Origin of the sequence: Halosimplex salinum (genome assembly GCF_003730195.1) — an archaeon.
Classification (GTDB): domain Archaea; phylum Halobacteriota; class Halobacteria; order Halobacteriales; family Haloarculaceae; genus Halosimplex; species Halosimplex salinum.
In genome coordinates this window covers 547586-573990 of record NZ_QWGG01000002.1, presented here as the reverse complement: position 1 = coordinate 573990, position 26405 = coordinate 547586, and the positions used below count along the sequence as shown (strand labels likewise).

At 69.0% G+C, this 26405-nt stretch carries 27 protein-coding genes; 11 read left to right on the top strand and 16 right to left on the bottom strand.

The features are described 5' to 3' along the window. Window position 1 precedes the first annotated feature (1 nt). Together D1409_RS08040 and D1409_RS08035 are read right to left on the bottom strand one after the other, a co-directional pair. Window positions 2-553, bottom strand: a complete 552-nt coding sequence (locus tag D1409_RS08040; protein ID WP_123535840.1) for a mechanosensitive ion channel domain-containing protein — start codon at window positions 551-553, stop codon at window positions 2-4. Between the two features lie 445 nt (window positions 554-998). Then, window positions 999-1346: a hypothetical protein gene (locus D1409_RS08035; protein WP_123535838.1), complete on the bottom strand. Its 348-nt coding sequence runs from the start codon at window positions 1344-1346 to the stop codon at window positions 999-1001. Window positions 1347-1534: 188 nt separating this feature from the next. Here D1409_RS08035 and D1409_RS08030 point away from each other — a divergent pair, with 188 nt between their 5' ends. Continuing rightward, window positions 1535-2707 carry a tRNA (guanine(26)-N(2))-dimethyltransferase gene (locus D1409_RS08030; RefSeq protein WP_123535836.1) on the top strand — a complete coding sequence of 391 codons (1173 nt, stop codon included), beginning with the start codon at window positions 1535-1537 and terminating at the stop codon, window positions 2705-2707. 22 nt (window positions 2708-2729) lie between these two features. Here the strand turns inward: D1409_RS08030 and D1409_RS08025 are convergent, their stop codons facing one another. Then, on the bottom strand, window positions 2730-3107 hold the full coding sequence (locus D1409_RS08025) for a hypothetical protein (RefSeq protein WP_123535834.1): 378 nt from the start codon (window positions 3105-3107) through the stop codon (window positions 2730-2732). Window positions 3108-3242: 135 nt separating this feature from the next. Here D1409_RS08025 and D1409_RS08020 point away from each other — a divergent pair, with 135 nt between their 5' ends. The 3 genes from D1409_RS08020 to D1409_RS08010 all read left to right on the top strand — a co-directional run bounded on the left by D1409_RS08020 (window position 3243) and on the right by D1409_RS08010 (window position 5462). Then, the gene (locus D1409_RS08020) at window positions 3243-4106 is read left to right on the top strand and encodes a YihY/virulence factor BrkB family protein (protein WP_123535833.1); all 864 of its coding nucleotides are present in this window, start codon (window positions 3243-3245) and stop codon (window positions 4104-4106) included. Further along, window positions 4103-4573: a ribonuclease BN gene (locus D1409_RS08015; protein ID WP_123535831.1), complete on the top strand. Its 471-nt coding sequence runs from the start codon at window positions 4103-4105 to the stop codon at window positions 4571-4573. Before D1409_RS08020 ends, D1409_RS08015 begins: the two co-directional genes overlap by 4 nt. A 130-nt stretch (window positions 4574-4703) precedes the next feature. Then, window positions 4704-5462, top strand: coding sequence for a PHP domain-containing protein (locus D1409_RS08010; protein WP_164471605.1), 759 nt, complete (start codon window positions 4704-4706; stop codon window positions 5460-5462). A gap of 64 nt (window positions 5463-5526) precedes the next feature. On the opposite strand, the gene D1409_RS08005 is transcribed toward D1409_RS08010, so the two are convergent. The 3 genes from D1409_RS08005 to glnA form a co-directional block, all read right to left on the bottom strand. Then, a complete protein-coding gene (locus tag D1409_RS08005) occupies window positions 5527-6192 on the bottom strand; it encodes a CDP-alcohol phosphatidyltransferase family protein (RefSeq protein ID WP_123535827.1) in 666 nt (221 codons plus the stop codon). Between the two features lie 501 nt (window positions 6193-6693). Further along, on the bottom strand, window positions 6694-7467 hold the full coding sequence (locus D1409_RS08000; RefSeq protein WP_123535825.1) for an endonuclease/exonuclease/phosphatase family protein: 774 nt from the start codon (window positions 7465-7467) through the stop codon (window positions 6694-6696). Between the two features lie 223 nt (window positions 7468-7690). Continuing rightward, window positions 7691-9061 carry a type I glutamate--ammonia ligase gene (gene glnA / locus D1409_RS07995; RefSeq protein ID WP_123535823.1) on the bottom strand — a complete coding sequence of 457 codons (1371 nt, stop codon included), beginning with the start codon at window positions 9059-9061 and terminating at the stop codon, window positions 7691-7693. Between the two features lie 127 nt (window positions 9062-9188). Here glnA and lrp point away from each other — a divergent pair, with 127 nt between their 5' ends. Further along, the gene (gene lrp / locus D1409_RS07990) at window positions 9189-9644 is read left to right on the top strand and encodes an HTH-type transcriptional regulator Lrp (RefSeq protein WP_123535820.1); all 456 of its coding nucleotides are present in this window, start codon (window positions 9189-9191) and stop codon (window positions 9642-9644) included. A 32-nt stretch (window positions 9645-9676) separates the two neighbouring features. On the opposite strand, the gene D1409_RS07985 is transcribed toward lrp, so the two are convergent. Both D1409_RS07985 and thsA read right to left on the bottom strand, forming a co-directional pair. After that, on the bottom strand, window positions 9677-10048 hold the full coding sequence (locus D1409_RS07985; protein ID WP_123535819.1) for a hypothetical protein: 372 nt from the start codon (window positions 10046-10048) through the stop codon (window positions 9677-9679). A 283-nt stretch (window positions 10049-10331) separates the two neighbouring features. Continuing rightward, complete coding sequence (gene thsA / locus D1409_RS07980; RefSeq protein WP_123535817.1) at window positions 10332-12011, bottom strand: thermosome subunit alpha; 1680 nt, start codon at window positions 12009-12011, stop codon at window positions 10332-10334. A 286-nt stretch (window positions 12012-12297) separates the two neighbouring features. Here thsA and D1409_RS07975 point away from each other — a divergent pair, with 286 nt between their 5' ends. Beyond that, window positions 12298-12801, top strand: a complete 504-nt coding sequence (locus tag D1409_RS07975; protein ID WP_123535815.1) for a TspO/MBR family protein — start codon at window positions 12298-12300, stop codon at window positions 12799-12801. A 15-nt stretch (window positions 12802-12816) separates the two neighbouring features. On the opposite strand, the gene D1409_RS07970 is transcribed toward D1409_RS07975, so the two are convergent. Beyond that, window positions 12817-13707 (bottom strand): alpha/beta fold hydrolase, encoded by an 891-nt coding sequence (locus D1409_RS07970; RefSeq protein WP_123535812.1) that lies wholly within the window; start codon window positions 13705-13707, stop codon window positions 12817-12819. A 120-nt stretch (window positions 13708-13827) separates the two neighbouring features. Between D1409_RS07970 and D1409_RS24390 the strand changes: the two genes are divergently transcribed. After that, the gene (locus tag D1409_RS24390) at window positions 13828-13992 is read left to right on the top strand and encodes a hypothetical protein (protein ID WP_164471604.1); all 165 of its coding nucleotides are present in this window, start codon (window positions 13828-13830) and stop codon (window positions 13990-13992) included. 446 nt (window positions 13993-14438) lie between these two features. On the opposite strand, the gene D1409_RS07965 is transcribed toward D1409_RS24390, so the two are convergent. Both D1409_RS07965 and D1409_RS07960 read right to left on the bottom strand, forming a co-directional pair. Continuing rightward, window positions 14439-15488: an ATP-binding protein gene (locus tag D1409_RS07965; RefSeq protein WP_235853527.1), complete on the bottom strand. Its 1050-nt coding sequence runs from the start codon at window positions 15486-15488 to the stop codon at window positions 14439-14441. Between the two features lie 118 nt (window positions 15489-15606). Then, complete coding sequence (locus D1409_RS07960; RefSeq protein ID WP_123535810.1) at window positions 15607-17268, bottom strand: sulfatase family protein; 1662 nt, start codon at window positions 17266-17268, stop codon at window positions 15607-15609. Between the two features lie 105 nt (window positions 17269-17373). Here D1409_RS07960 and D1409_RS07955 point away from each other — a divergent pair, with 105 nt between their 5' ends. The 3 genes from D1409_RS07955 to D1409_RS07945 all read left to right on the top strand — a co-directional run bounded on the left by D1409_RS07955 (window position 17374) and on the right by D1409_RS07945 (window position 21062). Then, window positions 17374-17679, top strand: coding sequence for a CPCC family cysteine-rich protein (locus tag D1409_RS07955; RefSeq protein ID WP_123535808.1), 306 nt, complete (start codon window positions 17374-17376; stop codon window positions 17677-17679). A gap of 62 nt (window positions 17680-17741) precedes the next feature. After that, on the top strand, window positions 17742-19241 hold the full coding sequence (locus D1409_RS07950) for an aryl-sulfate sulfotransferase (RefSeq protein ID WP_123535806.1): 1500 nt from the start codon (window positions 17742-17744) through the stop codon (window positions 19239-19241). Between the two features lie 108 nt (window positions 19242-19349). Next, window positions 19350-21062 carry a glycoside hydrolase family 2 protein gene (locus tag D1409_RS07945; protein WP_123535804.1) on the top strand — a complete coding sequence of 571 codons (1713 nt, stop codon included), beginning with the start codon at window positions 19350-19352 and terminating at the stop codon, window positions 21060-21062. A 45-nt stretch (window positions 21063-21107) separates the two neighbouring features. On the opposite strand, the gene D1409_RS07940 is transcribed toward D1409_RS07945, so the two are convergent. From D1409_RS07940 to D1409_RS07920, 5 genes are all read right to left on the bottom strand, one after another. Then, window positions 21108-22205 carry an iron transporter gene (locus tag D1409_RS07940; RefSeq protein ID WP_123535802.1) on the bottom strand — a complete coding sequence of 366 codons (1098 nt, stop codon included), beginning with the start codon at window positions 22203-22205 and terminating at the stop codon, window positions 21108-21110. Between the two features lie 85 nt (window positions 22206-22290). Further along, the gene (locus D1409_RS07935) at window positions 22291-23595 is read right to left on the bottom strand and encodes a DUF7405 family protein (RefSeq protein WP_123535801.1); all 1305 of its coding nucleotides are present in this window, start codon (window positions 23593-23595) and stop codon (window positions 22291-22293) included. A 78-nt stretch (window positions 23596-23673) separates the two neighbouring features. Next, on the bottom strand, window positions 23674-24186 hold the full coding sequence (locus tag D1409_RS07930) for a winged helix-turn-helix transcriptional regulator (protein ID WP_123535799.1): 513 nt from the start codon (window positions 24184-24186) through the stop codon (window positions 23674-23676). Continuing rightward, window positions 24183-24524, bottom strand: coding sequence for a DUF7471 family protein (locus D1409_RS07925; RefSeq protein ID WP_123535797.1), 342 nt, complete (start codon window positions 24522-24524; stop codon window positions 24183-24185). The genes D1409_RS07930 and D1409_RS07925 overlap by 4 nt, the downstream gene beginning before the upstream one ends. Window positions 24525-24592: 68 nt before the next feature. Further along, window positions 24593-25465 carry a ZIP family metal transporter gene (locus tag D1409_RS07920; protein WP_123535795.1) on the bottom strand — a complete coding sequence of 291 codons (873 nt, stop codon included), beginning with the start codon at window positions 25463-25465 and terminating at the stop codon, window positions 24593-24595. 94 nt (window positions 25466-25559) lie between these two features. Between D1409_RS07920 and D1409_RS07915 the strand changes: the two genes are divergently transcribed. Then, a complete protein-coding gene (locus D1409_RS07915; protein WP_123535793.1) occupies window positions 25560-26216 on the top strand; it encodes a rubrerythrin family protein in 657 nt (218 codons plus the stop codon). Window positions 26217-26405 lie beyond the last annotated feature (189 nt).

Genomic DNA, 26405 nt, shown 5'->3' with positions numbered 1-26405 from the left:
GTCACGCGTCCATCTCTTTCGTCCAGCGTTTCTCCACCTCGCGATTGGCGAGGACGACGGTGTCCCCTTCGTCGAGTTCGAACCGGGTCTTGCGGAGTTCGATAGCGCTGACCGTGCCCGTCATCGACTGCGTGGTGATCCGGTCGCCGGGGTTGAAGTCGGGGTCCTGCAGGAGGTACACACCCGCGACGGCGTCCTCGATCATCTCCGAGAGGGCGTAGGAGACGCCGAGCGCGAGAAAGCCCGTCGCGGTGCCGAGACTCGCCGCGATAGCGCCCAGTCCGAGGATGTTCAGGAGGACGAGCGCGGCGCCGAACCAGAGGAAAATGCCGACGATGGTTACCCACAGTTGCGCGATGAGGTCCTGTTCGGTGGGGTAGACCCTGTCGAGGAACCGGCGGACGACCGCCAGGACGACCTTGATCGCGACGTAGGCGAGCGAGACGAAGATGATGGCCATCACGAGTCGGGGGATTGCGGCCCTGAGCGCCGCCGCGAGTTCGTTTACCGTCCCGACAGCCAGATCGGCGAGAAAGTCGACGGGCGTCTGCATAGCGCCCCCAAAGGACGGACGGCCCAAGAGTTTCGGGGAAGCGGCGGTGAGCGGGGCGGTGGCTGTGGTGGGGAGCGGAGGCGGAGCGGTGGCTGTGGCGGAGCGAGAAGCGGAGGCGGAGCGGTGGCTGTGGCGGAGCGGGAAGCGGAGGCGGAGCGGTGGCTGTGGCGGAGCGGGAAGCGGAGGCGGAGCGGTGGCTTTGGCGGAGCGGGGAGCATCCGGCGAGGCGCGGAGCGCCGAGCCGGTTCACCGGAACCGAGCGAAGCGAGGTTCCGGCCCTTTTTCACCACCGGAAGACGATCCGCTCGCTTCGCTCGCGGCTGCGACTTCCGAGCCTCGTCTCGCTCCGCTCGACGAGACCATGTTTTTGCCGCGAGGGTGCCCGCAGGCGCGCGAAGCGCGCCGAGGACACCCGAGCGGGAAAAAGATGGTCGCAAAAAGATGGTCAAAGGAACTCCCGGACGTCGGAGTACCACATGTCGTGGTGGTCGAGGGCGTCGATGGCGCGGGCGACGCGGACGGCGATGGCGTGCCAGCACAGTTGCTCGGGGTCGTCGTCGTCGAGGTTGTACTCGGCGTCCTTGCAGTCACAGGAGTCGTCTTCGACGACGTACTCCTCGTCGTAGCCGACGACGACGGTGAAGTCGCGGTACTCCTTGACGCGCCGCTCGGAGACGGCCTCGATGGCGCGGGCGCCGCGCTCACCGTGGGCGTCGAGGATGCCGTCGACGGCGTCGGGAGTGAGTTCCCCCGTGTCGGCGAGCACGGCCTCCCAGCGGTCGACCGCGTTCACGATACCTCCCGTTGGGCACACCCGAACTAAACAAGTTCGGTGCGTGGGGCCGGTACGACCGGAGTACCGCGAGTACGGACAGCGATCCCGTCAGTGTGGCCCGCGAGGGAGCGACCGGGGCCGCCGGGGACCGGCCCCGTCCGACGCGAGAACGCATGGCTTTTCGCGTTCGCTGGACAGGTGCGGGTATGCGCGTCACCGAGGGGAACGTCGAGGTCGAGGTGCCCGAGCAGGCCGACGCCGGCGTGGGCGAGGGCGTCTTCTTCAACCCCGTCCAGGAGCTGAACCGCGACCTGACCGTCGCCGTCCTGCGGGCGCTGGAGGGCGAGCGCGAGGACGAGCGAAGCGAGTCCTCGAACAGAGCGAGCGGGGAGGAACGACCCGCGAGCCGCGACGGCGACCGGACGCCGAGCTACCTCGACGCCAACGCCGCTTCGGGGGTCCGCGGCGTCCGCGCGGCCGCCGAGGGGTACGACGCGACGCTGTGTGACGTGGACCCCGACGCCGTCGACCTGTGTCGCGAGAACCTCGCGCGCAACGACCTCGACGGGGACGTGGTCCACCGCGACGCCAACGCCGTGATGCACGAGGGAACCTTCGACGTGGTCGATATCGACCCCTTCGGGACGCCGATCCCCTTCGCCGACGCCGCCTTCCGCGGGGCGACGCGACTGGTCGCCATCACCGCGACGGACACCGCGCCGCTGTGCGGCGCGCACTTCGAGAGCGGCGTGCGTCACTACTCGACGGTGCCGCGCAACACCGAGTACCACGCCGAGATGGGGCTGCGCGTCCTGCTGTCGGCGCTCGTCAGAACGGCGGCGCGCTACGACCTGGCCGCCGAGCCCGTCTTCAGTCACGCGACGAAACACTACGCGCGGACGTACCTCCGCCTGGACTCGGGCGCGCAGGCGGCCGACGCGCTGATCGAGGAGCTGGGCTACGTCGACCACTGCGAGCACTGTCTGTATCGCGAGGCGACCCGCGGGCTGATCGCCGACCCGATCGACTGGTGTCCCGAGTGCGGCGAGGGCATCCAGACGGCCGGTCCGATCTGGCTCGGGCCGATCCGCGACCGCGCGTTCACCGAGGCGGTCCGCGACGCCGTGGACGACGGCATGGGCACCGCCGAGCAGGCCCGCGACCTCTGCGAGACGGTCGGCGCCGAACTCGACGAACCGACTCACTACGACCAGCACCGCCTCTCGAAGCGCTGGGGAGTCGGCGCCACGGCGATGGACGAGTTCCTCGACCGGCTCCGCGACGCCGGTCACGCGGCCTCGCGGACGCACTACGGCGGGACGACGTTCAAGACCGACGCCGACGTGGCCGAGATCCGTGCGGCCGCGATCGGGGACTGATCGGGGGCCGGCACTGCCCGGGTCAGGCGACTCCGAGGCGGCGCGCGAGCGCGTAGACGAGGTGGTAGAGCGGTCTGAGGAAGTAGTTCAGCATGCCGACGAGGCCGCCAAGGGCCTGCACTTCGCCGGCCGTGGCGTCGAGCTGGAGGGCGACGAGCGCGGCGGCGAGCGCCGGCCCGATCCAGAGGTCGGTCGCGACCGTGTGGAGGCCGAGGCCGTCGTCGGACGGGTCGTCGAGCGCCCCGGCGGCGAGGCGGAGCGCGACGGCGAGCGCGGCGAGCGCGGCGAAGAGGAGGAACGAACCGCCGACGCCCGCGGTCCCGGCGGCGACGAGCGAGAGGCCGCCAGCCAGTAACACGACCGTCGCACGCATCACGGCCCCGTCGAGCGAGGGATCCATACCTTCGAGTCACGCCGGCCGCGTCTTGGTCCTTTCGTCACGGCCACCGACGCCCTCGCGGCGGTCGACGGCGAGAGTCGCGACTCACCGACCCAGAGCCGGGGCTATTAGTGTCGCTGACCCGGAGTCGACGACGTGCAAGAGGATACGGCGGACGGTCGGGCGCAGGCGGTCGGCAGGGGGAGCGTCGCCGTCGTGCGGGAGATGGTCGCGCTCGTCCAGGAGCGGGAGGTGACGTTCCTGGCGGCGGGCATCGCCTACTACGCGTTCGTCTCCCTGCTGCCGTCGCTGATGCTCCTACTCGCCGTCGCGTCGGCGGTCGGCGGCGAGGACCTGGCCAGCGAGGTCGTCGCTGTCACCGGGGACGCGCTCTCGCCGGTCGGACAGGACCTGCTGCGGACGACGCTGGTCGACGCGTCCGGGCGCGCGCCGGCGACGCTGGTCAGCCTCCCGCTGCTGGCGTGGAGTACGCTCAAGGTGTTCCGCGGGCTCGACATCGCCTTCTCGCGGGTGTACGGGACGGAGGCGGCGCCGTCGTTTCTCGGTCGTGTGCGCGACGCCGTGGTCGCGCTGGGCGCGGTCGGGGTCGGGCTGGCCGCGCTTGTCGTCGTCGGTACGCTCGTCAGCTACTCGGGGGTCGCGTTCGCGGGCGTTCTCGGCACCGTCTCGCTCGTGGTCGTGTTGACCGTCGTCTTCGCCCCGCTGTTCTACGTCTTCCCCGACACCGACGGGACCGTCCGTCAGGCGCTTCCGGGGACGGTGTTCGCCGCCGTCGGCTGGACGCTCCTCGGGACGGGCTTCCGGATCTACGCGGGGATGGCCGGACAGTTCGAACTCTACGGCGTGCTCGGGGTCGTGTTGCTGTTAGTGACGTGGTACTACGTGGGGAGTATCGTCGTCCTGCTGGGCGCGGCGCTCAACGCGGTGCTGGCCGACCGGAGCCGTGAGACCACCAACACCAAGAGGGAGCCAGGCGAGACCAAAGACACGCGCCCATGACTGCAGACACTGGTGCCGACGACGACGCCTCCGGGGTGGACGACGAGCGGAGCGCGTCCCCGGACCCCGGACCGACACCCGGCCCGGGGGCCGGAACCGACACGAACCGCGACGAGCGTGGCGAGGAGGTCGAGGAGTTGCGTGCGGAACTCGATGCCCTGCGGGAGCGCATCGACGAGAAGACGGTCCACCGGGACGACATCCGCGCCGAACTCCGTCGCTACGTTCGCAAGCGCCAGCGCCGCGGTCACGCCACCGGCTGGGGTCCCTACCTCGTCCTCCTCTACGGGACCGCCATGACCGTCGCCGCCTTCTGGTATCTCGCGGGCTGGGCCGCCGTCGCCGCCATGCTCGTCATCTGGCTCTCCACGCTCGGCCTCTACGTCTTCATGGTCGTCGTCGGCTCGTTCCTCGCCGCCGGTCGCAAGGCCGCCGGCCTGCGCGACCTCGTCGGCAAGTTCCGGTAGCCGACCCCGGCCCCGCCGAGTGCCGACGGACGCCCCCTCGGCCGCCAGGGGTTGCGTTCGTCTCTCGCCGGTTCGAAATAACTAAACTCCGCCCCGCGAACTCACAGGCATGGATTCGGGTGGCGCGTCGATGGACGGTGAGTCCCGCGTCGACCTCCACGTCAAGATTCTGGACGAGGGAGTCGTCGAGCGGGCCAAGGCCGTCGGCCTCGACGCGCTCGTCTACGCGCCACACTTCACCCACCTCTCGACGATCCGGGAGCGCGCCGCCCGCTTCTCCGACGACGACCTGCTCGTCGTCCCCGGCCGGGAGTACTTCACCGACACCTGGACCGACCGCAAGCACGTCCTCGCCGTCGACCCCGACGAACCGGTCCCCGACTTCCTCACCCTCGAGGACACCATGGCCGAGATATCGGCCCACGACGCCGGGATCCTCGTCCCCCACCCCGAGTTCCTCACCCTCAGCATGACCGAAGCGGACATCGCGACCTACGCCGACGACATCCACGCCGTCGAGGTGTACAACCCGAAACACTGGCCGTGGGACGACCGCCGCGCCCGCGAGATCGCACGCGAGAGCGGCCTCCCGACCTACCTCTCCTCGTACGCCCACCTCACCCCCACTATCGGCGAGGCCTGGGTCGAGTTCGACCGCTCGATCGACTCCGCCGCCGACCTCGTGGACGCGCTGCGCTCGGGCGCCCCGCGACGGATGTACCACCGCGACGGCCTCTCGCACGTCCTCAAGCGCCGCGTCGAGTTCGCCCACCTGGGCTGGGAGAACACCTACGAGAAGTTCCAGCGCGTGGTCCTCGGCGGCGACGAACCCACCCACCCCGCCGGCGACTACCCCGACCGCTTCGCCGCCATGAACGCCTACCGCTAAGCGGCTTCCGGCGGGTGTTCGAGCGGTCGACTCCGCGTTCGAGTGAGCGAGTCCGTCGAGAACGCTACAGGATCGTGGCGATCGCGTCGCGGAACTGGTCGAACAGGAGCAGCCACACGAGCAGCGCGAACGCCGCGAAGACGGCGCCGGTCGCGGCCGCGAACCCGCGCCAGTCGTGGACCCACTCGCGGTCGCTCAGTTCTCGCCCGACGAAGACGACGTAGTCGGTGATCGCCACGGCCGACGCGAGCCCCAGCGCCCACAGCAGGACTTCCGTGACCGCGGTCGCGGGCACGAGCATCGCCACCATCGCCAGGAACTGCAGGTTCGTGACGACCTTCCCGGGGAGCCGCGCCTGTACCTTGCTCGTGTCGAAGTCGTACAGCGGCACGAGCGGCGCCAGCGAGACGACGAAGATGTCGCGGGCGAAGAAGAGGGCGAGATACGGGACCGCGAGGTCGAGCCGCGGGAAGAGCACGGCGACGAGGACCAGCGCGGTGAGTTTGTCGAGCGCGGGGTCGAGCAGCGCGCCCAGTTCCGTCGTCTGGTCGAGTTTGCGGGCGACCCAGCCGTCGATCCCGTCCGAGAGGATGATGAGCGCGAACAGGACGTAGCGCAGCGGGGAGTTCAGCGTGAACACGATGCCCGCGACCAGCGGCAGGCGGGAGAGCGAGATCAGGTTCGGGACGGTCCACACCTCGCTCGCCCGCGCCCGCCAGTCGATACTCATGGTGCTGGATTGCTCTTCGGTGGTCCATGTGTCCACCGATCTGTGTACGAGGGGTGGCCGCTCTCTGTGTACTGGACGCTCGCTATGAATTATTTCGGCCGCGGGTGACGGCAAGCGCGGAAAGCCCTCGGCCCGCTCGCTATGAATGGTCTCGACCGCGGGCGACAGCAAGCGCTGAAAGCCCTCGGCCCGCTCGCGGTCGCTGAACAGGATATTCTCGGTCGCTTTCGCTCCCTCGAATAGGGCCTGTTCAGCGACTCCCCTTCGGTGCGAGCGCGCCTCGCCCTTTCAGTCCACCAGGGACGGCACCGTAACCACACCGCACCTCACGCCTCCCCAGCCGATTCGCTCCCTGCGGTCGCTCATCCCTCGCACGGCTACTGTCGCGCGATGAAACGCGCCAACGTCAGAGCAAGCTCTGACGGCCCTCGGAATCGCAAGCGATTCCGAGACGACAGCGCGCGCCACAGCAGGAACGCAACCGGTCGATCCCCCCGTCTGTCACTCCTCGAATTCGAGGACCACGGGGCGGTGGTCGGAGACCTGCACGTCGATCACGTCACAGCGCGTCACCACGATGTCGGGCGAGGCGAGGAAGAAATCGAGCGTCCGGGTCTCGGAGACGATGCTGTCGAGCGGGCGCTTGGGGACGGTCTCGCCGGGGTTGTGGAGGAGGAGCCCGGTCTCGCTGAGGGCCGACTCGACCTCTTCGAGGCCGTCGTAGGCGTTGAAGTCGCCGCAGACGACGACGCGGTCGCGCTCGGCGACGATGGCGGCGATCTCGTCGAGTTGCTTGCGTCGGCCGCGGCCGCTCATCGCGAGGTGGACGCCGAAGATGGAGAGGCCGTTCAGGGTGACCTCGGTGACGAGCCGTTTGGGGCCGGTGTCGAGGTAGTGGGCCTCGATGGTGGCGTCCAGGTCGTCGCGGACGAGGAGGCCGTTCGAGAGGTGCGAGAGGACGGGCAGGTTGCCGAGGACGTTGCCGTCGCCGTACTTGGCGTCGGCGCGGGCGTGGTAGTCCAGGCCCCGTTCGGTCAGCATCTCGGCGAGGCGAGTGACCTGTCCTTCGGTCATAGTGCGCATCGACCCCTGGTCGACCTCGAGGAGGCAGACGACGTCGGGGTACTCGTCGGCGATGACGTCTGCGAGGCGCTCGGTGGCGCGCTCCTCGGCGGCGTCGCTCCCGAGCAACCCCCGGTGGGGTTTCAGCGCGTATTCGCGGAGCGATCCGTCGTAGTCGAGCAGGTAGCCGGCGTTACACGAGAGTATCTTCACACGTTCTCCGTCGCCTGTGGCGGCGACTCCGTCCGTTGGGGGGACAGAGCCCGTACGTGGATAAAAAGGCGACGGTAACCTGTCGGTAGCCGGAACTGTCGAGCGAGGAAACGGAGCGCAGACTGCGAAAGCGAAAAACGCGGTGGGGCGACAGGCCTGCGGCAGGCGTCAGGCCCCGGAGCAGCGTCGTGGGCGCGACGTGAACCGAGTGCGAGACGAGCTCTCAGAACGTCTCGAGGTACTGGTCGAGTTCCCACTGGGAGACCTCGACGATGTACTCCTCGAACTCCTTGGTCTTGGCCTCGGTGAAGTTCTCGTAGACGTGCTCGCCGAGGGCGTCCTGGATGACCTCGTCCGCTTCGAGGGCGTCGATGGCCTCGCCGAGGTTCGACGGCAGCGTGGTGATGCCGTACTCGTCGCGTTTCTCCTCGTCGAACTCGTAGATGTTCTCGCGGACCGGGTCGTCGCAGTCGAGGTCGCGCTCGATGCCGTCGAGTCCGGCGTGGATGAGCGCGGCGAAGGCGAGATACGGGTTACACGACGGGTCCGGGAAGCGCGCCTCGATGCGGGAGGCGGCCGGGACGCGCGCGGCCGGCTTGCGGATGAGCGCCGAGCGGTTCCGGTCGGACCAGGCGACGTAGACGGGCGCCTCGTAGCCCGGGACCAGTCGCTTGTAGGAGTTGACCGTCGGGTTGGTGACGGCCGACAGCGCCTCGGCGTGGTCGAGGATACCGGCGGTGAACTGCTTTGCGACCTCGCTCAGGTTGAACTCGTCGTCGTCGTCGTGGAACGCGTTCTCGCCGTCCTGGAACAGCGAGAAGTGCGTGTGCATGCCCGACCCGTTGATCCGCGCGATGGGCTTGGGCATGAACGTCGCGTGCAGGTCGTGTTCGGCCGCGATGGCGCGGACGACCGAGCGGAAGGTGGCGACGTTGTCGGCCGTCGACAGCGCGTCGTCGTACGTGAAGTTGATCTCGTGTTGCCCCTCGGCGACCTCGTGGTGAGAGGCCTCGATGTCGAAGCCCATGTCTTCGAGGCCGAAGATGATGTCGCGGCGAACGTCCTGGGCGAGGTCCTTGGGCGCGAGGTCGAAGTAGCCACCGACGTCGTTGGTCTTCGTCGTCGCGCGACCCTCTTCGTCCTCCTCGAAGAGGAAGAACTCGGGTTCGGGCGCAGCGTTGATCTCGTAGCCCATGTCCTCGGCGCGCTGGATGGCGCGTTTGAGCACGCCGCGCGGGTCGCCGGCGAACGGCTTGCCGCTGGAGGTGTCGATCACGTCACAGATGAGGCGACCGGCCGCGCTGTCGTCGTCGTTGCGCCACGGGAGGACGGCGAACGTCGACGGGTCGGGGTCGAGACGCATGTCCGACTCCTGGATGCGGACGAAGCCGTTGATCGACGACCCGTCGAAGTAGATGCCCTCGGTGAACGCCTTCTCCGCCTGGTCGGCCGGCACTGATACGTTCTTGACCGTCCCCAGAATGTCCGTAAACTGCAGACGCAGGAAGTCGACGTTCTTCTCCTCTATCTCGTCGAGCACGTCCTGTGCCTCCGCAGAGAGACCGCCGTCGGGTTGCGCGTTTTCGCTTGTCATGTTTATCGACACCCGAAGGGTATACCCATAGTATTAAAATCCTATCCATCTGCGCAATTCTTCCCCTTCGAGACACGGAATTGCATATTCGTAAAATTCTAATGCCCGGGGAGAGTTACTGAGGCTAATGACGTACGAAAATCTGGACCGCAAGTTGGTAAACGCGCTGCTGGGCGACGGCCGTGCGAGCCTCAGGAGCCTCGGCGAAGACCTCGACGTGTCGGTGACGACCGTCTCGAACCACCTCTCGGACCTCGAAGAGGACGGCATCATCGAGGGGTACACCCCCAAGGTCGACTACGACAAGCTCGGCTACGACGTGACCGCCGTCCTCCAGCTCAAAGTCGAGGGGAGTTCGCTCCCGGAGGTCACCGAGTCCCTGCGCGACCACGAACAGATGACCTCCGTCTACGAGGTCACCGGCGACTACGACATCATCGCCATCGGCAAGTTCACCGACACGGACGGCATGAACGAGCACATCAAGGAGCTGCTGGTCGACCCCGAGATCAAAGAGTCCAACACCAGCGTCGTGCTCAACGCCGCCTCCGAACACGAGCAGTTCGAACTCGAGACGGAGTAGTCGACGCGCTTCGGGCGCAGGTGTTGCGGTGATCAGCACGGCGACAACTCGTCGCCGCCGACGCGCTCGGTCGCGTTCGCGGTCACGCGATACCGGGCGCGCGACGCGCCGTCGGCCTCGTCTCTCGCCGTCCCGTACCAGTACGGCTGGGTCACGTTCACCGACAGCGCGTCGGCGCTCCGGTCGGTGACGACCGCCTCCCTGTCTATCACCGTCGGATCGGTCCCCCACTCGTCGACGCAAGTGGCGTTCGACAGGCGCTCCGAGACGAACGCCTCCTCGGTGGCGAGCGCTCGCTCGGTCGCGTTCTCGTCCGAGACCGGTGCGCCGCTCGGGGTGCCGCCGAGACAGCCTGCGAGCGCCGCAGTCACCACGAGCGCGACGGTAAGCGACGAATTCCGCATACCGGACGGTGTTGTCAGCTCGGCATAAGCTTTCTACACGCCGAACGACGACGCCGTCGCTCACCGGTCGAGAACGAAAGAAACTGCGGAGATGGGCTCGGGAGCCGGCCGCAGCGGTCGAAGGCGGTTCGGGGGTCGACGGGTAAGCATCCACGCGCCTTCGGCGCGCGGTTCACCGCGACCGAACGGAGTGAGGTCGCGGCTTTTTTCCCCAAGTTTTTCTTGACCGGGTTCCCGCAGCGAGCGAAGCGAGCGAGGAAACCCGGTCAAGAAAAAGTGGCTTCTACATCATGCCGCCCATGCCGCCGCCCATGCCGCCCATGCCGCCCGGGGCGCCGCCGGGGCCGCCGGGCGCGCCGCCGGGGCCGCCCTCGTCGCCGCCGGAGTCGGTGCCGCCGCCCTTCAGATCGCCCGCAGCGATGACGTCGTCGATGCGGAGGATCATGACGGCCGCTTCCGTCGCGGACTCGACTGCCTGGGTCTTGACGCGGAGGGGCTCGACGACGCCCTCCTCGACCATGTTGACGGTGTCGCCGGTGTAGGCGTCCAGTCCGACCTGGTGGTTGCCGGAGTCGTGCTGGCTACGCAGGTCGACCAGCGAGTCGATCGGGTCGAGCCCGGCGTTCTCGGCGAGCGTGCGCGGAACGACGTCGATGGCGTCCGCGAAGGCCTCGACGGCCAGCTGCTCGCGGCCGCCGACGGAGTCGGCGAAGTCGCGCAGTTCGAGCGCGAGGTGGGCCTCGGGGGCGCCGCCGCCCGGGAGGACCTGCCCGTCTTCGAGCGTCACGGAGACGACGCCGAGCGAGTCCTCGATGGCGCGCTCGACCTCGTCGGCGACGTGCTCGGTGCCGCCGCGGAGGATCATCGTGACGGCCTTGGCGTCCTCGACGTCCTCGACGAAGATGCGCTCGTCGCCGGCGACGTCCTTCTGGGCGACCGAGCCCGCGAAGCCGAGGTCGTCCTCGGAGATGTCGTCGATGTTGGAGACGATGCGGCCGCCGGTGGCTCGCGAGAGCGCCTTGATGGCGGACTTCTTCGCGCGGCGGACCGCGAGGATGCCGCGCTGGGCGAGGTAGTGCTGGGCCATGTCGTCGATGCCCTTCTGGGAGACGACGACGTCGGCGCCCGCGTCCTCGAGCTTGTCGACGTACTCCTCGAGCTGCTGTTCCTCCTGGTCGAGGAACTGCTGGAGCTGGTCGGGGTCGGTGACGTTGACCTCGGTGTCCAGTTCCGTCTCGGGCACCTCGATGGCGGTGTCGAGGAGCGCGACGTTGGCGTCCTCGACGGCGTAGGGCATGTTCTCGTGGACGCGTTCCTTGTCGATGATGACGCCCTCGACGAGCTCGGACTCGTCGATGGAGCCGCCGACGACGGTCTCGAGCTGGATGTTGTCCGTGTCGACGCCGTCCTCGTCGGCGACCGCCTGCACGGCGTTGACGACGAGCGAGGAGAGGGTGTCCTTCGCGTTCTCGGCGCCCTTGCCGGTCATGGCGGTGGCGGCGATGGATTCGAGGATCTCGGTGTCGTCGGCGTCGACGTCGATGGCGATGTCCTCGAGGGCCTCCTTGGCCTTCTCGGCGGCCTGGCGGTACCCCTGTGCGAGGATGGTGGCGTGGATGTCCTGGTCGAGGAGGTCCTCGGCCTTGCCCAGCAGTTCACCGGAGATGACGACCGCCGTCGTCGTGCCGTCGCCGACCTCGTCCTCCTGGGTCTGGGCGACTTCGACGATCATGTTGGCGGCCGGGTGCTCGATGTCCATCTCCTCGAGGATGGTGACGCCGTCGTTCGTGACGACCACGGAGCCGGCGTCGTCGACGAGCATCTTGTCCATCCCTTTCGGGCCGAGTGTGGTCCGTACGGACTCGGCGACGGCCTTCCCGGCCGTGATGTTCATCGACTGTGCGTCCTTCCCCGAGGTACGCTGCGAGTCCTCGGACATGATGATGAGGGGCTGGTTACCCATCTGCTGAGACATAATCAAGAGAAAGGTTGATTGCGATTCTATATAAAAGTACCGGAGGTAGCCGACGTTTCGTTCCTTGGACGCCCGAGAGAGTGTGAGAACGCGTATCAAAGGTGTATTTATATAGCAGAATCGGCCGTTTCGAGAGAGGCGCGGCGATTCGTGCAGATGTGAGCGGCGGGGCGGCGATTCGTGCTGTCGTGAGCAGCGGGGCGGTGTCGTGTCGGTTGTGGTGGGAGAGCCGCGTCGCCGGATCTCATTTGGTCGCGGAGTTCGTCTCTCCGGTATGAGCGAGACCGGCACCGTCGGAGCGGGTCGGAGCGGTCGCCGAACTATCGGGACGATAGTGGCGGGCGTCGTTCTGGTGAATCTCGTCGGCGCGGCCCCGGCCGTGCTGTCGGGGCCGGGGTCGGCGTGGTTCCAGTCGCTCGCGAAGCCGTCTATCTACCCGCCGGGGTGGCTGTTCGGCGTCGTCTGGACGCTCCTGTTCACGCTCGCCGGAGTCGCCCTCGCGCTGGTCTGGCTGGCCGACGAGGGGCGCGCCCGGCGCGTCGCGCTCGGGCTCTTCGCGGGTCAGATGGTCCTCAACGTCGCGTGGACGCCCGCGTTCTTCGCGGCGGAGAACCTGCTGGCCGGACTCGTCGTCATCGTCGCGCTGTGGCCGGCGCTGCTCGCCACCATCGTCGCCTTCGACCGCGTCGACCGCCGTGCGGCGCTGTTGCTCGTCCCGTACCTCGCGTGGGTCACCTTCGCCGCGGTCCTGAACTACCAGTTCTGGCGGCTGAACTGATCGACCTTCTTGCGCTCACTCGGCCGTCAGGTGAGCGAGCAGCGCGTCGTTGACCCGCCCCGGCTCCTCGTCGTGGACCCAGTGGGAGGCCCACGGGATCCGTTCGAGGATACCGTCAGAACAGTGGCCGATGCTCTCGTTGGCCATCTTCGGCAGGAGGGCCACGTCCTCGTCGCCCCAGACGACCAGCGTCGGCGCCTTGACGGTCTCACGGGGCGGTTCGTCCGGCCGCCGGATCAGCGCGCGGTACCAGTTGACCGCGCCGCGGATCGCCCCCTGTCGCTGCCACGCGTCGCGATAGTACGCGACGTCGGCCTCCGTGAACGCGCCCGGGTTCGCGCTCCCCTCCAGCAAGTCGACGACACCCTGCGCGTCGCCGCGACCAAGTACCGCTTCCGGGAGGAGCGGGATCTGGAACGCGAACATGTACCAGCTTCGCACGAGCTGTCGGGGGTTCGACCGGAGCGTCCGCCGCATCACCGACGGATGCGGCACGTTGATGATCCCGAGTCGGTCGACGGTATCGGGGTAACGGAGTGCGAGGTCCCACGCCACCGCCGCGCCCCAGTCGTGCCCGACGACGTGCGCGCTCTCGCGACCCTCGGCGGCGACGAGGTCGACGATATCCCGGGAGAGTTCACGCATCCGGTAGGCGTCGATGCCTCGCGGTTTCTCGCTCAGGTTGTACCCGCGCTGGTCGGGGGCGACGACGTAGTAGCCCGCTTCGGCGAGCGCGGGGATCTGGTGGCGCCAGCCGTACCAGAAGTCCGGGAAGCCGTGCAGGAGGACGACCATCGTGTCGTCGGGGTCCCCCGCGCGGACGACGTGCAGGTCGACGTCGTTGACGGTGTGGCGAGTCGACTCGACGGAGGGGAAATCGAGCAGCGTCGCGTCGGTCGCGGTCATAGTCGACACTGCGCGTGGGACCACCGTGTAGATTCCGGCTGGATGACGGGTCCGCCCGGCGCACAGCCCGTGACCGCGACCGGCGGACGATTTATTTCCGGTCGCCGAGTTGTCTCGGGTATGTCCCCGACGACCTACACCTGCCAGTGCGGGGCGACCATCGAGTACAAGCAGGACCTCCGGAAGGAGCAGGGCGAGGTGTACCCCACGTGGAAGTGTCGGGAGTGTCTCTCCGAAGTGCCGAGCATCCGCGCCGAACAGATCAAACATCAGCACCCGTCGTAGGAGGGGTCGGTCGAGAACTGCGGCCGAACGAGCTGTCGAGGAGACAGCGACCGCCTTCTGAAACAGCGTGAAAGCCCCGACGCGCTGGACTCGGGCGGCTCGCTGTCGCCGAAAGAGCGCAGAGCGCTCTTTCGTGATGACGAGAGGGCTTTGCTCTCTCGAACCACGGTGCTTGCGTCGCCGGCCTTCGTCCAGCACGTCGCCCCTTTCATTCCCACCCGATTCGGCTGGCCGACCAGTCTGTACGGGTGGGAATGAAAGGGGCCGACCGCTCCGGGAACCCGGGCGACGTAAGCACTGCAGCGAACGCAGTGAGCGAAGCGCGCAACGAGCCCCGGGACCGGAGCGGTCGGGGGCTTTCACGCTGTTCGCGGTCACGAGCACGCCAGCGGTCGTCGCCGTGCTGTTCACGACACTCCCACTGGTACTAATCGAAAATCAGACTGCTAGCGGCCCATCCCGAAGCGACGATGCCGCAACTCCGGCGTGATCTGGATGCGGTCGATCTCCTGGCCGGTGCGGTACCAGACGAACGCCGCGCGCGTGAACAGTTCGCGACACTCGATGCGGACCTCCCGCGGGACGCCCTCGGTCCGCTGGTGGACGTCCCGGATGGCGTCCTCCGTGAACAGTTCGACGGGCTGGTCCTCGTACGGTTCGCCGCGGAAGTAGGCGAACGAGCGAGCGATGTACTCCGCGATGTCCCCGGGGTCGAACGGCTCGATCTCCTCGTAGTAGCGCAGTCGGGAGTCGAGCGTGCCGCGCAGGTCCGCGACGCGCTCTTTCCCCTCGGGCGTGCCCATCAGGAAGAGTCGGACGCCCATGTCGCCGGCGACCTGCAGGGTCGAGAGGATGTCCGCGGGGAGGACCTCTATCTCGTCGACGACGAGCAGGATGGTCTTCCCGTCGGCGCGGACCTCCTCGACGAGTTCGCGAGCGGCCTCCTTGGCGTCCTCGGTGGCCCACGGGACGCCGTCGCGGGTCTGCCAGTAGTCACGATCTTCGATCTCGTAGCCCGCGGCCTCGGCGGTGGTCTGGATCGTGGCGTACAGTTTCCGGGGCGTGGTCTCTCTGGGGTTGTCGAGGATGGCGACGACGAACTCGTCGTGTTCGCCCAGGTCGCGGCGGACGATCTCCCGAAACGCGGTCTTGCCGGTACCGTAGTGGCTGACGAGCCCGATGTGCTGTTCCTGGAGGAGCCAGCCGGTCACCTGGTTGAGCATCTCCGTGTCGTGGCGGACGTACAGCGGTTCGGGCATCTTGTCGGTGCCCGCCTCCTCCGTGAAGGGGAGATCCGCCACCGTGTCCGGGTCGCCGCCGAGCGCCCGTCCGAACGACAGGAGCCGGGTCTCGACCTCGGCGAGTTGATCGAGGAGGATCCCCTGCCCGCGCTCCTCGTCGTCGTCCAGCGCCCGTATCTTCTCGACCAGGTTCCCGACGGTCTCCGTCTCCCCCGAGCGCCCGTCCGCCGTCGGCTGGTCCGTATCGTCTGTCATGCTGTTCGACCGATTACTGCGTGGTTGACCGCGCGGACGGATAGCTTTTCTGACGGGGCGCTCCGGGACGGTTCCCTCGGAACCGACGGCGCTCCGGGACGACTCACTCCGAAACGGTTCACTCGGAGACGGTGAACACGCCGACCTGCTGGTCGCTCTCTTCGAAGCCGTACCGGATCGCCTTCGCGCGCACGGTGGTCTCCCCCTCGGGAAGGTCGACGGGTCCCGTGTACAGTCGCCAGCGCGGCTCGGACCCGTCGTTCCCGACCATCTCGTCGGACAGCGCGTAGCCGATCGACGCGCCCTGCGTCGCACAGTAGAGCGAGAGCGTCGCCGGACCCTCGACCGTCGTGCCATCGACCAGCGCCTCGCGCTCGTCGTGGTCCGGCGCGTTGACGAGGAACCGCGGCGCCGCCGTCTCCGGTTGCTCGTCGCCGCGATGGCGCTCCCAGACCATCTCCGCCTCCGCCGTGTCACCGGTATCGTCGACGCGCTCGCGCCACTCGTCCAGCGCGTCGCGGAAGCGCTGGAGCGTATCCGCGTACTCCGGATCCCCGGCGAGGTTGTCGACCTCGTGGGGGTCGGAGCGGAGGTCGTACAGTTCCTCGGCGGGGCGGCGGGCGTCGAACCACTGCTCGGCGCCCTCCAGTTCGCCCGCGGCCGCGCGGTCGAGGATCTGGCGCATCACGGGATGGCGATTCCTGAACGGGATCCACTGGCGGTACGGCGTCCCCGGGCGGTAGTGGCGGATATACTTGAAGTGGTCGTCGCGGACGGCCCGGACCATGTCGTAGGACTCGTCGTAGCGGTCGCGACTGGCGAAGACGTACTCGCGCTCCGTGGCGTCCGGGCCGAGAAACTGCCGACCGCCCGCGTACTGGGGCACGTCGAGGCCACAGGCGGCCATCGTCGTCGGACCGAGGTCCATCGTGCTCACGAGTCGGTCGTCGACGCCCCCGTCGTCGGCCTCGCCGGGCCAGCGGACGATCAGGGGGACGTGGATGCCGCCGTCGTAGGGCCAGCGCTTGCTCCGCGGGAGTCCCTCGCCGTGGTCGCTCCAGAGGACGACGAGCGTGTCCTCCGCCAGCCCCGCGTCGTCGAGCCGGTCGAGCAGGTCCCCGACCCACTCGTCCGAACGGGCGATATTGTCGTACTGCCGGGCGATAGCCAGCCGTGTCTCCTCGGTGTCGGGGAGGTAGGGCGGCACCTCGACGGCGTCGGGGTCGGTGTCGGGTTCCGCCACGCTCCCGCCGAACTGGTCGTCGGTGCCGGGTTCGGTCGGGTCCCACTGGCCGCTCTCGTGGGTGACGCCGTTGGTGAACATGGCGAAGAAGGGCTGATCGGAGTCGCGTGCGTCGTCCCACCAGCCGGCGCCCTCGCCGTGGTGGTCCCACATCGTGAACGGCGTACCGAACTGGTAGTCGGCCTTCGAGTCGAGCGTGCAGTAGTACCCCTCCTGTCGGAACAGTTCCGGGACCGCGGTGACGTAGTGGGGCGGGACGGCCTCGTAGGGCGTCGGGAGTCCCGGGGCGTCCTCGTTGGTGTGGGTCGTCCGCATGTGGTGGGTGCCGATGGCGTTCTGGTGACAGCCGGTCATCACCGCGGCGCGACTGGGCGCACACACCGGCGCGGTGGAGAAGGCGTTCGGATATCGCCGGCCGTCGGCCGCGAGGCCGTCGATGTTGGGGGTTCGGGCGAGGTCGTCGCCGTAGCACCCCAGACGCGGCGTCGTGTCTTCCATCGCGATCCAGACGACGTTGGGTCGGTCGGCCCCGGGCATACCCAACGGGCGGCCGCCGCGGCCCTAAACATTGTTGCGGGGTTGTCAGGGTCGCGGGTCGCGTCCGTCGTCACAGCTATCCGGGGAGCGTCCCTACGGCCGAGCATGGCGGACCGCCCCGGCAACCCCGCCGCGCGAGAGCTGGGTTACTGTCCGTGCTGTGGCTACCGGACGCTCCCGCCGGGGCGACCCGGATCGTACGAGCGCTGCCCCGTCTGCGACTGGCTGGACGACCCCATCCAGTTCGGCGACCCCGAGTTCGTCAGCGACACCAACCACGTCACGCTCAGCGACGCCCGCGAGAACGTCCGCGAGTACGGCGCCTGCGTCGAGGGCGCCGCGCCGAACACCCGCGCCCCCGACCCGGAGGAGCCCCGCGACCCGAACTGGCCCTACGACGCCGACGAGTGAGGCCGTTCTGACAGTCGGTACCCGAAGGCTTATTCGCCGACGCGGCGGACACGTCTCTCAAGATGGACGTCTCGCGCGGCAGTGCCCTGATCCTGCTCGGCGTCGGCCTGTTCCTCACGACGATGCTCGTCGGCGCCGCGACCGCCCCCGACCGCTCCGTCGGCGGCGTCGACGTCTCGACACCGACGCCCGAACCAACGGACGGCACGCCGGCGTCGAGTGACCCCGGCGACGCCACGCCGACGGCGACGCCCCTCCCCGACTCGCCGCAGACGCTCGTCGGCGTGCAGGGCGGCTGGGTGACTCACGGCAGCGTCCTCGGCTACGACGGACAGGACGTCGCCTGGCGCAACACGCAGGCGGACGGCTACTTCGAGGTGAGCATGCTCGACGACGGCCGAGTTCTGGCCGCGTTCGCCAACGAGAGTTCGACCGACTGCGGCGAGTACGGCGACTCCTGTGCCCGCACGGGCTATCGCACCCTCGACCCCGAGACCGGCGAGATCGTCGACGAGTACAGCTTCCCCGTCGGCTCTATCACGAACAGCGAGGTCCACGCGATGGACGCGACCGGGAACGGTGGCGTCGTCTACACCGACATGGAGGCCGAGCGCGTCGTCGTCGTCGAGAACGGCACCGAGGCGTGGGAGTGGAACGCGAGCGACCACTACGAGGCGCCCGAGGACCCGACGAGTCGCGACTGGCTCCACATCAACGACGTGGACACCATCGGCGACGGCCGCTTCCTCGTCTCCGTGCGCAACGCCAACCAGCTCGTCATCGTCGAACGCGGCGAGGGCGTCGTCGAGACGATCAACGAGGACACTGGTACGAGTGACGAGAACTGCCTGCGAGGGGGCGACCGCCTCGTCGACGCCGACGGCGACGGCGACGTGCGCTGTGGCGACCCGTCGGTGATCAAGGAACAGCACAACCCGCAGTGGCTCGGCGACGGCGCCGTCCTCGTGGCCGACAGCGAGAACGACCGCGTGGTCGAACTCCACCGCGCCGAGAACGGCAGCTGGGAGCCCGCGTGGGTGGTCGAGGAGACCGGCGGGCTCGAACTCTACTGGCCGCGCGACGCCGACCGCCTCCCCAACGGTAACACCCTGATCACCGACTCGCGGAACAAGCGCGTCGTCGAGGTGAACCCGCAGGGCGAGGCCGTCTGGAGCGTCCCGGTCGACGAACACGTCACGAGCGGGTCCGGCATCCCCTACGAGGCCGACCGACTCCCGTTCGGCGAGTTCTCGGGGAGCTACGACGACGGCAGCGAGACGGCGACGGACGGAGACGGGACGGCCACCGACGGCGACGGCACGGCGACGCCGACCAAGACCCCCCTGCCCCAGATGACCGGCGACGCCGGCGGCGCCGACGAGAGCGGGTTCCCGCTGCTCACCGAAGCGGTCGCGGGCATCCAGGGAACGTTCTCGCTGGTGCCGTTCTGGTTCCGCGAAGTCCACCTCGTCGCGACGGTCGTCGGCTTCCTCTTCGTCCTCGTCGGCGGCGTCGACCACCTGCTGTCGACGCGGGGCCTGTCGCTCCCGGGCAACGAGTAGCGCGACTGACTCCGCCCTCGGACGGCCGGGAGCGGCCCGGCCCGGATCCGTGCTGGACCGTCTCGAGGCTGCGCAACAACTATTAGCGCTCCGCGGACTTTTCGAGCGGTGCACCTGTTCGACTACAGCCGCGAGACGGTATCGCTGGACGGCGAGTGGCAGGCGATACCGGACCAGTATCGAGTGTTCGAGGACCATCCGATCGGTGACTCGCTGGCTCTCCCGAACGCGCCGGCAGGAGACCGGCTGGACTTCGACGTCGACGACGGGTACTCGATCCGCGTCCCGTCGAACTGGGGCGAGGAGCTGCCGGAGTTCCGTCACTACGAGGGATGGATGTGGCACACGAGGCGGTTCTCCTGGTCCGCCGACGGGGACGACGGTCGGTCCTTCCTCGCGTTCGGAGCGGTGAACTACGAGGCGACGGTCTGGCTGAACGGCGAACTGCTGGGCAGCCACGAGGGCGGCTACACGCCGTTCGCGTTCGAAGTGACCGACGCGCTCGAAGCGGGCGACAACGTGCTCGTCGTGCGGGCGAACAACGAGCGCCGCGAGGACGGCGTCCCCGACACGCAGACGGACTGGTTCAACTTCGGCGGCGTGTTCCGGTCCGTCGAGCTGGTCCCGGTCCCGGAGACGTTCGTCCGGAACTACCGGGCCGAGACGACGCTCTCGGACGGCCAGGTCGGCGTCGCGGTGACCGCGTGGATCGACGGCCCCGACGACGAATCGACCGTCTCGGTCCGACTCCCGGAACTCGACCGCGAGGCGGAGCTGTCCGCCGACGGCGACGGCCGATACAGCGCCGAACTGTCGCTGGACGCGGACGCCGTCACGCTCTGGAGTCCGGCCGACCCCCGGCTCTACGATATCGAACTCGAGTGTGGCGGCGATACGATCGAGGACCGGGTCGGATTCCGGGAGGTCCGGGTGCGCGACGGCGACGTGCTCCTGAACGGGGACCCCGTCTGGTTGCGCGGCGTCTCGCTGCACGAGGAGTCGGCGGGGTCGGGCCGGGCGCTCCGTGCGGCCGACGTCGACGAGCGGTTCCAGTGGCTCGGCGAACTCGGCTGCAACTTCGCGCGGCTCGCACACTACCCGCACTCCCGGGAGATGACGCGGCGAGCCGACGAGGAGGGCATCCTCCTCTGGGAGGAGGTCCCCGCCTACTGGGACGTCGACTTCGGTGACGACGACGTGCGGGAGCTGTACCACCGACAGCTACGCGAGCTGATCCAGCGCGACTGGAACCGGCCCTCGGTGGCGCTGTGGTCCGTCGCGAACGAGACCGACCACGACGACGAGACCAGGAACCGGGTGCTGTCAGAGACGGTCGAGTTCGTCCGGGATCTGGACGATAGCAGACTCGTGACCGCCGCCTGCTTCGCCGAGGAGACCGACGACGGAATCGAGATCCGGGACCCGCTGGCGGACTCGCTCGACGTGATCGGAATCAACGAGTACTACGGGTGGTACCACGGCGACGCCGACGACATGCGGGCCTTTCAGGACGACCCCGACGGGACGCCGGTGGTCGTCTCCGAGACCGGCGGCGGCGCGAAGTGGGGGAACCACGGCCCGGCCGACGAGCGGTGGACGGAGGAGTTTCAGGCCGCCATCTACCGGGACCAGACCGACGCGATCGACGGCAACGAGCAGATCGCGGGGATGACTCCGTGGATCCTGTTCGACTTCAGGTCACCCTCGCGGCAGAACCCCCATCAGCGGGGGTACAATCGGAAGGGACTCCTCGACCAGCACGGCCGGAAGAAGCAGGCGTTCTCCGTCCTCAGGGAGTTCTACCGGGACAGCACCGAGTGAGCGCGGGCTACGGTGCCACGCTACTATCCGGGTGTTCGTGACGCCTCACTTCTCGACGGTCATCGACGTCTCGGCGAAGTCGAGGAACGCCGTCTCGTAGCCCTCGTGACGGGAGACCTGCGGCGGCGTGTCGACCGTGATCGCCAGTTCGTCTCCCGACTGTACGTCCGCGAGCGCGCCGTAGTGATAGCCGATGTCCGGGTCGACGGTCGCGCCGAGCGGCCCGTCGAAGACGGTCTCCCCGTCGCGAGCGACCGTCGCCGACAGCGCGGCCAGCGGGAGCGGGTAGCCGTTGTACGGCGTCCGCATCGAGACAGCGAGGTACGGGCGCTCGTCGCTCGAATCGCCGCCCTCGTCCGTCGACTCACCACCGGCGCCCGCGGGCGGCGAGTCCAGTCGCGTCGCGACGAAGCGGGCGTCGCCGCTCGACCCCTCACCGACGACGGTGCCGGGCAGGTCCTCGACGGCGGGCGCCGTCGACACCGGGAGCATGTCCATCTCCATCGGATCGAGGGCGTCGCGCTCCCCCTGCCGGTCCTGGAGCCGTTCGAAGGATATCTCGTCGAGCGTCGACTGGGCGAACGCCAGCGAGAAGTCGGCGGTGACCTGCTCGTCGAAGCGGTCGCGGAAGCCGCCCGTCCGGCGCGCCGAGAGGGGCGGGACGTCCACCTCGACCTCGTAGGTGCCGTCGCCGTCGAGTTCGAGGTTGTCGCCGGTGTGGACGCCCATGTTCTGGGAGAGCATCGGCCAGAGCGGTTCGCCGCTGACCAGCGTCTCGCCGTCGCTCGTGATCGTCGTCCTGATGCCGTCGGTGGGGATCACCGTCCCGGTGTCGGTGTCCCAGACGGTCGTCATGAGGTGGACGGAGTCGCTCCCCTCGATCTCGACCTGATTCGTCCGGTCGCCGTTGACCAGCCAGAACCGGTGGGGGAAGCTGTAGGTGAGCGCGACCGTGTAGTCGCCCGCCTCGGCGGTGTCGACCATCTCCATCCCTTCGACGTGGCTGGGGACGTAGACGGCGTCCGGGCGGTCCTCGACCAGCGGCGGGGAGCGCGCCGAGCGCGTCTGGAACAGCGACCGACACCCGGCCAGCCCCACCGACGCCGCGGTAGCTCCCGCGGCGAGGAAGCGTCGTCTGTGCATACGCTCTCTATCGGCCATACCTGTAAGCGGCTTCTGGTTGGACAGTCGAAAACCGCCGGCGGGGACGAGGATCGGCAGCCGAATGTCAGGCACGCGGCGTCGGGAGCGCTCTCGAAGAACGGGGCGGGAGGAGGTAGTTGCCGCGCCGCCGGACGTTGATGTACTGGAGGATGCCGTTGTTCGTCCGCTGGCCGACGGCGCCCTCGTCGGCCGCGTCGGTGCCGTTCATCGCCTCGCGCGTCGCCACGAAGTCGGCGATGGACTCCTGGAGGGCGAGGAAGTGCAGGCCCGCGTGGTCGCCGTCCGTCGAGTCGAAGTCGCGGCGGAGGATGACCGGGCGCCCGTCCTCGCGGGCGCGAGCGTTCTTCTGTGCGTGCCCGACGACGCCCTCCTCGCGGGCGTCGCTGGCTACGTCCTCGGCACAGGCGCCGACGCCGCTGGTGTTCCCGAGGTTCTTCCCCGTGCCCTCGATGCGCCCCTCGTCGGCGTGGGCCGGGCAGAACATCGTCGCCTCGCGGTGGTAGCGAGTGTCCTGTTCGTACCACTGCTCGAGGTTCAGGTGCATCGTCGACACGTGCTGGGTCGTGCCGCCCGCGAAGGGGCCCTCGTCGATGGTCACGCGGTCCTCGGTGGCCTGCGTCTTCTCGAAGCCGGACTCGAAGCCCATGAACAGCGGCGAGTCCTCGGGGACCGGCTCGGAGTCGGGGACGCCGGTCACGTCCTGGTTGTCGGCGGGGAGTCCTTCGCCGACGAACCCCGTCCGGCGATTCGGGCCGTCGTCGGCGAGCGCAGCGCGCTCGAAGACCCCCTCGAAGGTGGCGTCCATCTCGCGCCCGTTGAGTTCGGTCGTCTCCCCGAGCAGGGCCTCCTCGGCGCCGATGACGACGGAGCCGTAGTCGCTGGCGAGGTGGAGGACGGCATCCGGTTCGTCGGGCGCCGGGTCCTCGAACGGCGCGAGCGGTTCGGGCGCCGGCAGGTCGACGCTCTCCGGGAGCGGGTCGTCGAAGCGGTCGAAGTAGGCGGGCGCGTAGCCGACCGTGAAGAGGAGGCCGACATCGCCCTCGTGGCTCCGCGGGTAGGCCCGTTCGAGCGACCGGAGAGCGGTCTCGACCGTCTCGCGGTCCGCGTCGGTGGGCGTCCCGTCGCCCGCGTAGTCGAGGTACAGGAGGAGGTGGTGGCGGGGCGGCACGTCGTTCCCGTGGTCGTCCGTCTGGAGGGCAGCGTTCCAGGCGTGCTGGCGCTCCGGGAGGGCGGACAGGTCGTCGGTGCCCTGCGGGAGATCGGGGTTCTCCCGGTCGAGACACGCCGACAGCGCCGCGGACCCGCCGATGGCGACCGCGGCCTTCACGAAGTCGCGGCGGGAGATCCCTCGCGAGCGGGTGGGTGGCATTGGCGACTCCTAGCGACCGGTCGGACAAGGGGGTTCTGGTCGGGCAGTCGAAAGCCGCGAGCTCGGTTCTCCGGTCCGTTATTCCGCCAGCAGGCGGTCGACCAGTCGCGTGAATCGGTCGACCAGCCGCTCCGGCAGCGACGGTTCGACCGTGCGGAGGAGCCCCGCGGTCTCCTCGGGTCGTTCGAGCACGAGCGTCACGCGCCCGCGCTCGTCGCGGCGCTTGGCGACGACGCCGAGGTCGGTCAGTCGGTCGAGGTGCCACTCCAGCGTGCTCCGGGCCACGTCGACCCGCTCGGCGGTGTCGGCCGCGGGAGTCGGGCCGTGTCTGAGGAGGGAGACGACGATGTCGACGGCCGTCTCGCGGCGCAGGACCGCCAGCGCTCGCCGCTCGAAGGCGTCGCAGTCTGGCGGGTAGTAGTGGGTCCGCCCGTGGAACTCCCGAGAGACGACGGCGTCGCCGAGTTTCCGCAGGTGGTACTGGACCTGTCCCGGCGCGAGGTCGGTCTGACGGACGAGTTCGCTGAAGTAGACGCCCGGGTGGTCCGCGACGTGGGCGGCGACTCGTGTGCGCGCGTCGTTCTCGGTCATCTGGAGTCCTCCGTGGGTGAAGTGGAGTCGGTCGTCCGCCCGTAGTAGACCGCCCCGAGCAGGAAGGTGGCGAGCATCGCGTCGAGCGCGTGCTCGGCGAAGTGGTGGACGCCGGGACCGAGCGGTCCGAACATCGCCAGTCCCGAGACGAGCGTCCGGGCGACCAGCGCCCCGAGCGCGAGCACGACCAGCAGGTACGAGCGCGACCCGCGCTGGCCGAGCGCGACGACGCCCAGCGCGAGCAAGAGCCCGGAGCCGACGCCCGCGAGCAGGTGGATCCCGAGGAGGGCGGGGTCCGGGGACGGCGCCGCGTGGGCGACCGGACGAAGCGGTGTCACAGCCGAATTAGACGGCAGACGCACCTAAGTCGGTCGGTCCGACGCGTGCGGGGGCGGGCCGGCCGACGCTACGCCAGCGAGATGTCGAGGTAGAGCATGACGACGACGCCGACGATGGTGCCGAGCGTCGCGACCCGCTCGTTGCCCCGGATGTGGGTCTCCGGGACGATCTCGTCGCTGATGACGAACAGCATCGCGCCCGCGGCGAAGCCCATCGCGTAGGGGAGGATGGGCGCGGCGAGCGTGACCGCGAGCGCGCCCAGCAGGACGAGCGGGATCTCCACGACCCCTGACCGGATCCCGGTGACCATCGCGTAGAACCGGCGATCGAGACCGGCGTTGACCGCGGCGACCGACACCGCCAGCCCCTCGGGGACGTTCTGGATCCCGATGGCGAGCATGAGCGCGACGGCGCTCCCGATGGAGGCGTCGCCGGCGGCCGCCGACCCGAACCCGACCCCGACGGCCAGTCCCTCTGGCATGTTGTGGAGCGTGATCGCGAGGATGAACAGGACGACCGAGGCCAGGCGGTCCTCGTCGATGGGAACGCTCCCGTCGGGTTTCGCCGTATCCTCGCTGGGTTTCGCCGCGTCGTCGCGTCTCTTGCCGGTCAGCAGGTAGTGGGCGTGCGGGACGAGCACGTCCGCGCGGTCGAGCGCGAGCGCGCCCAGCAGGACGCCGCCGAGCACCGGCAGCGGACTGCCGCCGGGCGTCGCCTCGATCCCCGGGAGGATGAGACTCGTGAAACTCGCCGCGAGCATGACGCCCGCGGCGAAGCCGAGCGCGCCGTCGAGCGCCCGCTCGGAGGGGTCGCGCCAGACGAGCACGAGCGACGCCCCGAAGAGGTTGAGCCCGGCGATGACGCCGCCGCCGATCAGCGCCTGCACGAGGAGCGACTGCACGCTCAGTGCCTCGACGAGCGTCTCGGCGACTCCCTGCATGTACTGGTAACGCCTGCGCGGCCGTCCATATAACTGCCGGCGGGGACGACCCGCCGCCCGTACATATACCCGTTCGCCGCCCGAACGAGCGGACATGAACGGCCAGGAACTCGTCGACGCGGTCCGCGAGAAGCGGGCGACGGAACTCGACCGACTCGGGTCGGACAAGTACCTGATCGCCGCGACGGGCGCCGACCTGGAGCGCGCCCCGGTCCTGCGGACGGTCGCGGAGTCGGCCGTCAGCGGCCGCGAGACGTTCGAGCGCTGGAGCGAAGCGGCGGTCGGCGACCTCGCGACGGCGTTCGGGTCGGCGGCCGAGACCGAGGCGGCCCACTTCGACCGGGTCGTCGAATCGCTGTCGGCCCTGCCGAACGACGACGCCGAGGCCGACGCGACGATCGACGCGGCCGACGACCCGCTCCACGCCGCGCTCGCGGAGTTCGACGGCGCGGTCGAGCGCCTGGCCGCAGGATTCGTCGGCCGCCCGCTGGTCGCCGACCGGGCGCGCCTGCAGGCGATCAGCTTCTTCGTCAACGAGGCCGACGAGGTGCGGGCGGACCTGGCCAGAGACCTGCGCTCGGACACGCAAGACCGGCTGGACGAGGGGATCGCCCTCCTCGACGCGACCTGCGAGACGGACGCCGACTGGGAGCGCGCCCAGCGGGCCGCGGAGGGAGTCGTCGAGGCGGCCTACGACGAGTACGTCGACGCGCTCGAAGCGATGGGCGTCGACCCGAAGCCGGTCTGCTAAACCATCTTTTTTCACGGGGGCATCGGCGCGAGCCGTCGGCTCGCGCCTCAACCCCCGCCAAAAAACATGGGTGAAAAAGGCCGAGCCCTCACTTCGTTCGGGCTCGGTATCCGCGGGAGTGCCCGCCGCGAACGACCGCGGCCTCGTCAGAGCTTGCTCTGACGGCGAACCGCGCCTCGCTCCGCTCGC